General features: G+C 46.9%; 5 protein-coding genes, 3 rRNA genes and 1 pseudogene. 7 read left to right on the top strand and 2 right to left on the bottom strand.

The features are described 5' to 3' along the window. Nucleotides 1-31 precede the first annotated feature (31 nt). Entirely contained in the window at nt 32-1,837 is a 1,806-nt protein-coding gene (locus KZE55_RS01355; protein ID WP_222258659.1) for an NlpC/P60 family protein, read from the bottom strand. A gap of 251 nt (nt 1,838-2,088) precedes the next feature. On the opposite strand from KZE55_RS01355, the gene KZE55_RS01360 reads away from it, so the two are divergent. The 7 genes from KZE55_RS01360 (at nt 2,089) to KZE55_RS01390 (ending at nt 10,924) form a co-directional block, all read left to right on the top strand. After that, a complete protein-coding gene (locus KZE55_RS01360; RefSeq protein ID WP_222258661.1) occupies nt 2,089-2,574 on the top strand; it encodes a nitroreductase family protein in 486 nt (161 codons plus the stop codon). A 23-nt stretch (nt 2,575-2,597) separates the two neighbouring features. Further along, nucleotides 2,598-2,840, top strand: a complete 243-nt coding sequence (locus KZE55_RS01365; RefSeq protein ID WP_222258663.1) for a glutaredoxin domain-containing protein — start codon at nt 2,598-2,600, stop codon at nt 2,838-2,840. Nucleotides 2,841-2,963: 123 nt separating this feature from the next. Further along, nucleotides 2,964-4,376 (top strand): DHA2 family efflux MFS transporter permease subunit, encoded by a 1,413-nt coding sequence (locus KZE55_RS01370; protein ID WP_261313271.1) that lies wholly within the window; start codon nt 2,964-2,966, stop codon nt 4,374-4,376. Between the two features lie 518 nt (nt 4,377-4,894). Continuing rightward, nucleotides 4,895-6,470, top strand: a 16S ribosomal RNA gene (locus tag KZE55_RS01375). A 207-nt stretch (nt 6,471-6,677) separates the two neighbouring features. Next, a 23S ribosomal RNA gene (locus tag KZE55_RS01380) occupies nt 6,678-9,601 on the top strand. Nucleotides 9,602-9,682: 81 nt separating this feature from the next. Next, a 5S ribosomal RNA gene (gene rrf / locus KZE55_RS01385) occupies nt 9,683-9,799 on the top strand. The 16S, 23S and 5S rRNA genes sit together here, the layout of an rRNA operon. A gap of 138 nt (nt 9,800-9,937) precedes the next feature. Next, a complete protein-coding gene (locus KZE55_RS01390; RefSeq protein WP_222258665.1) occupies nt 9,938-10,924 on the top strand; it encodes an IS30 family transposase in 987 nt (328 codons plus the stop codon). Between the two features lie 3 nt (nt 10,925-10,927). Here the strand turns inward: KZE55_RS01390 and KZE55_RS01395 are convergent. Next, nucleotides 10,928-11,716: pseudogene (locus KZE55_RS01395) on the bottom strand (replication initiator protein A); the annotation flags it as partial. Nucleotides 11,717-12,166 lie beyond the last annotated feature (450 nt).

Below are 12,166 nucleotides of genomic sequence, written 5' to 3' on the forward strand. Positions count from 1 at the left end.
TTTTCTCCCAGCTTTTTCTTAAATTTTTTAATTACAGAACAACGTAGAAGCTTGGTGCGTACCAACGTTGACTAGCAACGGTAACGGTTTGACCTGGTTGCGGAGCGTGAACGTAAGTCCCATTTCCTAATGAGATGGCCACGTGACCAGGGGTGGTGTCAGAACCGAAGAAGAGAAGGGCACCAAGTGGGGCGTTGGCAACGTCGTAGTGGTGGGCACCCAAGGCTTGTTGTTGGTAAGTAGTCCGGGCACCAAGGCCGTATGCCCATTGGACTAAACCAGAGCAGTCGAAACCGGCTGGTGTATTACCACCCCAAACGTAAGGGACGCCTCGCATGGATAGAGCTCGGTTAACGGCGTTTTGCTGCTTACTTTGCAGCTTACCATTAGCGTCAAATTGGTAAGTAACACCATTGATTACCTTCTGACCAGTTGCCTTTTGGCCGGTAACGGGGTCGTAGTAGTAGTCGCCTTGCCAACCACTGTTGATGGAGTAGTTACCAGAAGTGAAGTCAACGTATTGGCTATTTCCGTCAGCAGAACTGGAGTAACGGTGCAGGATCCGGATTTCCTTATGTTGCATGTTAGCTTGAACCGGAATATCAACGCTGAAACCAGATTGGTTAGCATTGGCAATCCAGGAGTAGACGTTGGCAACGTCATTCCGGCTGATGTTCTTTTGGTTACCGGTCAATTCAGTCCGGTAAAGTTCGTGGTTATTAGCGTCCAGGATGATGATAAATTGGTGGTTCATCCCCTTGGCGTTAGTAGCAGCGTGCCAACCAGTGTAGTGGATGGTGTTGTTGTTTAATGCGTACCCATCGACGTAGCCGGTGTTGGAAGTGTAAGTCTTAGAGTACTGGTCACTGTAATTGCCGTTCCCGTTAACATCGTTGGTAAAACGCATCAAGACCTGCAGGTTGCCACTCAAAAGGGCCTGGTCAGCGTTTAAGGTTGTGTTGAAACCACTGTGCAGACTATTGTAAATCGTACCCTTGGCCTTGGCAACGTCAGGCCGGTCAGTCAATTGAACCCGGCTCCGGGTCAGTTCCTTACCATCCTTGAGGAGGATTAGGTAGGCATATGGCTTCGTAGCAGAAGCATCGTCGGCCATCCAACCAGTAACTTGCAGGCCGTTAGCAGTTTGCTTGATACTGTCGATATAATTGGCCTTTTGCGTTTTACCAAGGTCGATAGGCCCAAACCATTTGTCAAAGTACTGGCCTTCACCATTAGCGCCGTTAGAGTAACGACTAATAATTTGCAGACTATCATTTAAGTATGGGGTCATATCAAGGTCGAAGGTGTTGTTGAAACCAGAGTATTGGGCATTGTATACACCGGGGTAGACCTTTTGCACATCGTTACGTTGCAGGTTAGTAACCGCCTGCCGACCCAGTTCCTTGCCCTGGGTTTGGTCGTAAACGATCAGGTAGTGGTCTTGGTAGTTGGCGTCTTGGTTAGAAGCGTTCCAACCAGAAACGGTTAACTTACCGTCAGCAATGCTGAAATTGTCCAGGTTACCGTAGTTTTTCTGGTCAGCAGCGGATTGGGCTTGTTGGGCGTTTAGGTTGGTATCGGCTGGTTGCCATGCAGGAGCAGCAGTACTAGTTTGACTAGCAGCCGGTTGCGCTTGGGATGAAGCAGCACTAGTTGCTGTACTGGTAGCAGCTGACGTAACCGCAGTTGTTTGCCCGATAGTGTCAGGGGAAACGGTGTCTGCTTGCGCAACGTGACCACCGGCTATTAAGCCGACAGCAACGGTAACCGTAGTGATTGCGGCGTAGAACCAGTTCTTGTTACTCTTGTACATCTTGTAGTGTTTCTTAGTATCCATAAACGTTGAATTGCGACTCCTTTACTTGTTCGTTTGTTAATTTCCATTTATAAGGCTAGCATAAGTGCCCGCTTTAAAGGGAAACGTGGGCGGATTGTTATTGGAATGATACATCTTGCAATCGCTTTGTAATTCTATTGCAATATCGTTGCCGTTTGGTAATCTACAGCGGGTAGGTACTTATTTTCCTATAATAAGGAAGAAACGATTATAATAGAAAGTAACGTAAGTATGGAAAGGAGCTTTTGATGATGGAAAATCCAATTTTGAAACGGCGGGCGGTTCGTAAGTATGAGTCAACACCAGTTGCAGGTCAAGATGTTGAGAAAATGGTGACGGCATTCGAGGCCGCTCCTTGTGGGATGCACCAGGTTGAAGACATGCAGGCGACGGTGGTAACGGACGCAGCGCTGCTAAAGAAAATTGCCACGGTAAGCAATAATGCCTGCTACGGGGCACCACTGTTGTTCGTGATCTCAACTAAGAAGACGAGTTCATTTGGTGATCGCGATGCTTCAGCGGCGGCGGAAAACGTGATGGTTCAGGCTGCTGCTCTTGATCTCGGGTCAGTCTACGTGATGAGTGGGGCCCAGGCCTTAAATGATCATCCTGACTTATTAAAGGAGTTGGGGGTCGATGATGGCTACGCAGTAAAGGTAATTGTTGCGGTCGGTCACCCGGCAGAAAAGGTTGATACGTCAGATCGGACACACCGTTATAAGCTAGTTCGTTGTTAGAAGTAATCAAAGGAGGAGGAATGGTGGCCCAGATTCGAATATTTACCAAGAAGTTTTGTCCCGGTTGTACGATGACGAAGCAACTGATGGACCGACTTAAGCTGGAGTACCAGACAATTGACATTAGTGACGATCCGGGTGCAATTGAGGCTCTACGCGCCCTGGGCTACTACAGTGTTCCTATTGTGATGGTTGATAACGGTAGTAGCGTTGACGGCTGGACGGGATTTCGTCCGGACAAGATCAAGGAGCTCGTTAATAGCTAAGCTTAATTTTATTAAGTATGTATGTTTAAATAATAAGGAATGGACTAAAAACACTTACGAAGGCAAATTGATTCTGATACAGTAACCAATTGTGTAAAAAAGAATTGATTAAGGAGTGTTTTTATGAGTAAAAAGCCACAAGCGCGTCAGCATGTGTGCCATCCTAAGTTAACAATGGTCAGCATGCTGCTTGGCGCATTTGTGGGGATGTTCAGTGAAACGTCATTGAACATCGCCCTGCCAAAATTAATGTTGGCTCTGCATGTTAATACCGGAACCATTCAGTGGCTGGTTACTGGTTATATGCTGGTGATTGGGATTGTCTTGCCGCTGTCCAGCCTCTTGTCCAAGTGGTTCACGACACGGCAAATTATTATCTTTGCCCTCTGTGACTTTATTGTGGGGGCAGCAATCTCGGCCTTAGGGAGTACCTTTGCGGTTGTCCTGATTGGTCGGATGATTCAAGGCATCGGAACTGGGCTGATTTTACCCCTGATGTTCGCCGTCGTTATGCAGATCTTCCCGCCGCAAAAGATTGGAGCGGTCATGGGTGTCTGCGCCCTGGTAATTATGTTTGCCCCGGCGATTGGTCCCACACTGACGGGATTGATCTTGGCTAAGCTTTCGTGGAACTGGATTTTCTGGCTATTTATTCCATTCTTATTAATTGCCCTCTTCTTCGCGATCGCTTCGCTAGAAAACGTCGGTAACGTTACCCGGCCGCACATCGATATCCTGTCGATTCTGGAATCGGCAGTTGGTTGTTCCGGCCTGGTAATTGGGGCCTCACTGTCAAGTCGTGATGGCTGGTTGTCTGCGCCCGTTTTGAGTGCCCTAATAATTGGGGTCATTGTTTTGCTTCTATATATTCACCGGCAACTGAACCTTGAGGAGCCGATTCTTAACCTGCGGGTATTTAAGTATCGTTCCTTTGCCATCGGGGCCACACTAGTAATGCTCGACTTTGGAATTATTTTGTCAGCAATGTATCTACTGCCAATGTACATTCAGAATGGTCTGCTGCTTCCAGTTGCTTTAACAGGAATTATTATGCTGCCTGGTGGGGTGGTTAATGCATTGACATCGGCCGTTGCCGGACGGATGTACGACAATATTGGTGCTAAGCGCTCAGCCATGATTGGTTTTATCATTGCCCTGGTTGGTGCAGGGATGTTGGCATGTTCTTCTGATCACTCCTCAATTGCCTATGTGATTGCAGCCCACGTTATTTTGATGATTGGGTGCCCACTGGCGATGTCGCCGTCACAGACGAGTGCACTGAACTCGTTGCCGGGGATGCAGTCAGCAGATGGTAGTACGATTCTGAATACTATGCAGCAGGTGGTTGGTGCCCTGGCTACGGCGCTGGCTACAAGTTTCTTGGAATTGGGACGGAATGCTGGGGGTGGCTCCTCAGCAGTCCGCTTCACTAACGGGGTTCACTACGGCATTTACTTCACAATCGTACTGGTTATCATTGGATTAGCGCTGACCTTTATGATGCAAGATAAGGCTAATAGTACGAATCTGAAATAAAACAAAAAAGGCCTTGAAATTTAAAAGTAAATAACGTAAAATAAATAACTGTTGTCTTACAAATACAGTTATCTACTTTTTTAGTTTTCACAATCTTACAATGGATAGTTACCTGATACGTGGTTTTGAAAACTACATGACATTTAAGTCATATTTATGGTTGACATTAAATGCGTTGATAGCTATAATTGTAAATGCACTTGTGAGTTTGTAATAAATTAAGCTAATTTTATTGTTGACGATTGAGTGGTAAGATGATATTATAAATAAGTTAACCAATTCGGAAAACTAGTAAATCTTTTTTAATAAAGCTATTGACTTTATGGTTGGTTAGATGATATAATAAAAACGCTAGTTGAAAACTTAGTTTAACTAGCTGGTAGACCTTTGAAAACTGAACAAAGTTTCGACGAATCAAATGTGTAGGGTCTCTAATCACTTCGGTGATTGGAGCAAAAACATTTGCGAAGTCAATTCGCTTAATTAATTTGAATTAGAGCTATTCAAGTTCTTATATTTTATATGAGAGTTTGATCCTGGCTCAGGATGAACGCCGGCGGTGTGCCTAATACATGCAAGTCGAGCGCACTGGCCCAACTGATATGACGTGCTTGCACTGATTTGACGATGGATTACCAGTGAGCGGCGGACGGGTGAGTAACACGTGGGCAACCTGCCCTAAAGCGGGGGATAACATTTGGAAACAGGTGCTAATACCGCATAACTACGAAAACCACATGGTTTTCGTATCAAAGATGGTTTCGGCTATCACTTTAGGATGGGCCCGCGGTGCATTAGCTAGTTGGTAGGGTAACGGCCTACCAAGGCAATGATGCATAGCCGAGTTGAGAGACTGATCGGCCACAATGGAACTGAGACACGGTCCATACTCCTACGGGAGGCAGCAGTAGGGAATCTTCCACAATGGGCGCAAGCCTGATGGAGCAACACCGCGTGAGTGAAGAAGGGTTTCGGCTCGTAAAACTCTGTTGTTGAAGAAGAACGTGCATGAGAGTAACTGTTCATGCAGTGACGGTATTCAACCAGAAAGTCACGGCTAACTACGTGCCAGCAGCCGCGGTAATACGTAGGTGGCAAGCGTTATCCGGATTTATTGGGCGTAAAGCGAGCGCAGGCGGTTGCTTAGGTCTGATGTGAAAGCCTTCGGCTTAACCGAAGAAGTGCATCGGAAACCGGGCGACTTGAGTGCAGAAGAGGACAGTGGAACTCCATGTGTAGCGGTGGAATGCGTAGATATATGGAAGAACACCAGTGGCGAAGGCGGCTGTCTGGTCTGCAACTGACGCTGAGGCTCGAAAGCATGGGTAGCGAACAGGATTAGATACCCTGGTAGTCCATGCCGTAAACGATGAGTGCTAGGTGTTGGAGGGTTTCCGCCCTTCAGTGCCGCAGCTAACGCATTAAGCACTCCGCCTGGGGAGTACGACCGCAAGGTTGAAACTCAAAGGAATTGACGGGGGCCCGCACAAGCGGTGGAGCATGTGGTTTAATTCGAAGCTACGCGAAGAACCTTACCAGGTCTTGACATCTTGCGCTAACCTAAGAGATTAGGCGTTCCCTTCGGGGACGCAATGACAGGTGGTGCATGGTCGTCGTCAGCTCGTGTCGTGAGATGTTGGGTTAAGTCCCGCAACGAGCGCAACCCTTGTTACTAGTTGCCAGCATTCAGTTGGGCACTCTAGTGAGACTGCCGGTGACAAACCGGAGGAAGGTGGGGACGACGTCAGATCATCATGCCCCTTATGACCTGGGCTACACACGTGCTACAATGGCCGGTACAACGAGCAGCTAACCCGCGAGGGTGTGCAAATCTCTTAAAGCCGGTCTCAGTTCGGACTGCAGTCTGCAACTCGACTGCACGAAGTCGGAATCGCTAGTAATCGCGGATCAGCATGCCGCGGTGAATACGTTCCCGGGCCTTGTACACACCGCCCGTCACACCATGGAAGTTTGCAATGCCCAAAGTCAGTGGCCTAACCATTTTGGAGGGAGCTGCCTAAGGCAGGGCAGATGACTGGGGTGAAGTCGTAACAAGGTAGCCGTAGGAGAACCTGCGGCTGGATCACCTCCTTTCTAAGGAATAAAACGGAACCTACACATTAGTTGAAACTTTGTTTAGTTTTGAGGGGTTTACCCTCAGAGCTTGTACTTTGAAAACTAAATAATATCTAATTTCTTTATTAATCAAAACAATAAACCGAGAACACCGCGTTATTTGAGTTTTATTAACGAAATAATCGCTAACTCAATTAATCAAGGTGATCACGAAGTGATCATCAAGGTTAAGTTATGAAGGGCGCATGGTGAATGCCTTGGTACTAGGAGCCGATGAAGGACGGGATAAACACCGATATGCTTCGGGGAGTGGTAAGTACACTTTGATCCGGAGATTTCCGAATGGGGAAACCCAACCAACTTAGTCGTTGGTTATCTGACTAGTGAATTCATAGCTAGCAGAGGGAAGACGCAGTGAACTGAAACATCTCAGTAGCTGCAGGAAGAGAAAGAAAAATCGATTCCCTGAGTAGCGGCGAGCGAAAGGGGAAGAGCCCAAACCAGTGAGCTTGCTTACTGGGGTTGTAGGACTGAACAATGGAGTTACCAAAATGCGACGTAGTCGCAACAGCTGGGAAGCTGTGCCAGAGAGGGTGATAGCCCCGTAGACGAAACGTCACATTCTCCGTTCAGGATCCTGAGTACGGCGGGACACGTGAAACCCCGTCGGAAGCTGCGAGAACCATCTCGCAAGGCTAAATACTACCTAGTGACCGATAGTGAACCAGTACCGTGAGGGAAAGGTGAAAAGCACCCCGGAAGGGGAGTGAAATAGTTCCTGAAACCATGTGCCTACAAGCAGTCGGAGCCCGTTAATGGGTGACGGCGTGCCTCTTGCAGAATGAACCGGCGAGTTATGATTGCATGCAAGGTTAAGGTAGGAAAACCGGAGCCGTAGCGAAAGCGAGTCTTAAATGGGCGTATGAAGTATGTAGTTATAGACCCGAAACCAGGTGACCTACCCATGTCCAGGTTGAAGGTGCGGTAAAGCGCACTGGAGGACCGAACCCGTGTCAGTTGAAAATGGCTGGGATGAGGTGTGGGTAGCGGTGAAATTCCAAACGAACTTGGAGATAGCTGGTTCTCTCCGAAATCTCTTTAGGGGGAGCCTTGAGGAAAAGAATCGTGGAGGTAGAGCTACTGTTTGGACAAGGGGCCCGTCATGGGTTACCAACTTCAGATAAACTCCGAATGCCATCGATTTATCCTCAGGAGTCAGACGATGAGTGATAAGATCCACCGTCGAAAGGGGAACAGCCCAGATCACCAGTTAAGGTCCCTAAATATATGCTAAGTGGAAAAGGATGTGGAGTTGCATAGACAACTAGGATGTTGGCTCAGAAGCAGCCACCATTTAAAGAGTGCGTAATAGCTCACTAGTCGAGTGATTCTGCGCCGAAAATGTACCGGGGCTAAGCATATTACCGAAACTGTGGATGTGCACTACGTGCACGTGGTAGGAGAGCGTTCTAAGGGCGGCGAAGTCAGACCGTGAGGACTGGTGGAGCGCTTAGAAGTGAGAATGCCGGTATGAGTAGCGAAAGACAGGTGAGAATCCTGTCCACCGAATGACTAAGGTTTCCTGGGGAAGGCTCGTCCTCTCAGGGTAAGTCGGGACCTAAGCTGAGGCCGAGAGGCGTAGGCGATGGATAACAGGTTGAGATTCCTGTACCAGTTGAATGCGTTTGAATGATGGAGGGACGCAGGAGGCTAAGCGAACCGCATGATTGGAAGAGTGCGGCCAAGCAACGAGTCAGTAACTGAGTCAAATGCTTAGTTGCGGGTTGACGAGTTGTGATGGGGAGTGAAATTATAGTAACGAAGTCGCTGATGTCACACTGCCGAGAAAAACTTCTAGTGAGTATTCAACTGCCCGTACCGCAAACCGACACAGGTAGTCGAGGAGAGAATCCTAAGGTGAGCGAGAGAACTCTCGTTAAGGAACTCGGCAAAATGACCCCGTAACTTCGGAAGAAGGGGTGCTGGCCGCAAGGCCAGCCGCAGTGAAAAGGCCCAGGCGACTGTTTATCAAAAACACAGGTTTCTGCAAAATCGTAAGATGAAGTATAGGGGCTGACGCCTGCCCGGTGCTGGAAGGTTAAAAGGATGGGTTAGCGTAAGCGAAGCTCAGAATTGAAGCCCCAGTAAACGGCGGCCGTAACTATAACGGTCCTAAGGTAGCGAAATTCCTTGTCGGGTAAGTTCCGACCCGCACGAAAGGCGTAACGATCTGGGCACTGTCTCAACGAGAGACTCGGTGAAATTGAAATCCCTGTGAAGATGCAGGGTACCCGCGACAGGACGGAAAGACCCCATGGAGCTTTACTGTAGCTTGATATTGAGTGTTTGTACTGCTTGTACAGGATAGGTAGGAGCCATAGAAAGCGGAACGCTAGTTTCGCTGGAGGCGCTGGTGGGATACTACCCTTGCATTATGACCACTCTAACCCGCAGCACTGAACGTGCTGGGAGACAGTGTCAGGTGGGCAGTTTGACTGGGGCGGTCGCCTCCCAAAAGGTAACGGAGGCGCCCAAAGGTTCGCTCAGAATGGTTGGAAATCATTCGCAGAGTGTAAAGGCACAAGCGAGCTTGACTGCGAGACAGACAGGTCGAGCAGGGACGAAAGTCGGGCTTAGTGATCCGGTGGTTCCGTATGGAAGGGCCATCGCTCAACGGATAAAAGCTACCCTGGGGATAACAGGCTTATCTCCCCCAAGAGTCCACATCGACGGGGAGGTTTGGCACCTCGATGTCGGCTCATCGCATCCTGGGGCTGTAGTCGGTCCCAAGGGTTGGGCTGTTCGCCCATTAAAGCGGTACGCGAGCTGGGTTCAGAACGTCGTGAGACAGTTCGGTCCCTATCCGTCGCGGGCGTAGGAAATTTGAGAGGACCTGTCCTTAGTACGAGAGGACCGGGATGGACATACCGCTGGTGTACCAGTTGTTCCGCCAGGAGCACCGCTGGGTAGCTATGTATGGACGAGATAAACGCTGAAAGCATCTAAGTGTGAAACTCGCCTCGAGATGAGATTTCCCATTCCCTTCGGGGAAGTAAGACCCCACAAAGATGATGTGGTAGATAGGATGGAAGTGGAAGTGCAGTGATGCATGGAGCGGACCATTACTAATCGGTCGAGGACTTAACCAAGGAAGAGCGGTTAGGTTTGTTGGTGAGGTTAGATATTGTTTAGTTTTGAGAGCGCAAGCTCTCGTCTCAGAAGAGACGAAGTGTGGTGATGATGGCTTGAAGGATACACCTGTTCCCATGCCGAACACAGAAGTTAAGCTTCAACACGCCGAAAGTAGTTGGGGGATCGCTCCCTGCGAGGATAGGACGTTGCCACGCCAAGATGACCGTGCTTAATTGCACGGCCTTTTTTTATTGGGCGAATTTACAATTGAAATGCAACACAAAGTAAAAAAATAAACCCATACCGGGTAGAATATGTTTAACGACCAAATCAAACAATTCGAGGTATCCGGTATGAGCTATAAACATCTTACTATAAAAGAACGTGAAATGCTTATGTTTTTACGAGCTAAGGGGTTATCTATCCGGGCTGTTGCGTTACGGCTGGGGCGAAATCCAAGCACTATTTCACGAGAATTAAAACGTTGTGCAGGTCATTATTCCCCAAGTAAAGCAGAAAATGACTATCATCAAAAGCGAAAGAATTGTCACAAGAAGCGGCTGTTAGACAGCCATCCACAACTACGCCGTCAAATTGTTCATTACATCTTAGATCTGCACTGGTCACCAGAGCAGATTACCGCTCGCTTTAATAAGGAACATCAATGGTGTGTTAGCTACAACACAATTTACCGTCATATCTATCAACACAATTTAGGTGAGAAGTACTCCTCACATGGCGATACTGGCGTTCAGCGTCACCTCAGACATAAACATCGGACGCGGCATTCAAAGAATACTAGACGACATCGAGAAGTACAGACGGACTATATCTCGATCCATGAGCGCCCTGGTTTTATCAACCAGCGTCAACGTATAGGTGACTGGGAAATTGATACTGTGATTGGTCGAACGGGTCACTCCATCCTTTTAACGGTTGTCGATTGGCTTAGTCGGCTTACGCTTATCAAAAAGGTTGCGCGAAAGGACTCGCAGGAGATAAATAAAGGCTTAGTTGAACTGTTAGGGGCCATTCCTAAAGAATTTGTTCATTCTATTACACCAGATCATGGGACCGAATTTCTTCATCTTGATGAAATCAGCGAAAGATTAGGTGTTACTGTCTATTGGCCCGATCCATATTCCCCTGAACAGCGTGGGACAAATGAAAATACAAATGGATTAATCCGGGAATATTTTCCCAAGCGAACAGATATTGATAATTATACAGAACAGGACGTTGAACACTGCCAAAAGCAGTTAAATCAACGTCCGCGCAAAGTGTTAAATTATGAAACCCCATATGAAGTATTTTTTGACAAACCGTTGCACTTAGTTTGACAATTCGCCAGCATACTTAGCATTTAAGATAATACCAATGAAGCGACGCATTTGTTGCGGAGTGCGGCACCAGAAACTTAGTAATTGCACGGCTTCGGGTTCTAAGAAAACCGGTAAGCCACTGTCTTCATCAGTTAAGAAGTCATTAGCATGGTTCACCAAATCCTGGTTTTGCTTTTGAATTTCTGCTGGTGAAAAATGGGCTGTGGAAAAGTCCAACTTTTGAGTATCTATATTGTATCTATTAGTATCTATGTTTTTAAAGTCTTTATATAGATCGTGTCCGATTTTCGGATTTTCGCTCGTAGCAAGGGTTTGAGCGGTCTCCCGCGAACGTCCGATTTTCGGATTTTCGCTCGTAGCAAGGGTTTGCGGCTCTTTTTGAGCATATTCACCGCGTAAATAGACGTCAGTTGACTGCATATCTAGTTCGGCCAGGTAAAGTCGATTGGGTTCGTTTTTGCCAGTTTTGGGATTGAAATGCATGGCTTTTTGATAAAGTAGTCCTGCACGTTCCAAGTCTTTTTTCACGGCTGCTAACTTATCATTTGAGCAGTCGAATAAATCTTTAAGTTCTTGATTGGTAAAAATAAAGTAGACGTGCCCTTCCTCATCAATCCAGTGATTGCGTAAAGAATACTCTAGCCGGTCTTTTAGTACCATGTAAGCTAGCTTAGCGGCATCACTTAATCCTCGATATTGCTGGCTATACATCAATACTTTTGGAAACTGGAAGAACAAGGCCCCATAAACGTTATCAGCTTGATAAAACTTGAAATTTGTTTGATCCATTATAAAAACTCCCTTTCTATGTCCGACCCATGCTGGCTCAAAAGAGAGTTGCTAAAACATCTGACTTGTTTTAAAATACAAATCTGATATGCTCTAACTGAATTACAAAGCATTCATTGGTTGTGAGAACTTTGTAATTCATCAGCATGGATCTTGCTTGGTTGCCCAATCGGCAACTTTTTTAATTTTTAACAACAAAATAGGACTAAATAGCCATTGGCTACCTAGTCCATCTTTAATTTCTTGTTTGTTATTATCTACTCTTGTCCCGATTTAAGGGTATGAGGTATAATGAATACAAGCACAGAAATCAAAGTTCAAACATTCATTCTGCCAGGTCTGAATGTTTGGACTAAGTAGCTGTCTATTAGCTACTTGCTAAGAACATAAAATCTCGATCCCAATCGGATCGGGATTTTTTCTTGGCTTGATTTTTATTTACTTTTATTT

This window comes from Limosilactobacillus panis (assembly GCF_019797825.1).
Classification (GTDB): domain Bacteria; phylum Bacillota; class Bacilli; order Lactobacillales; family Lactobacillaceae; genus Limosilactobacillus; species Limosilactobacillus panis_A.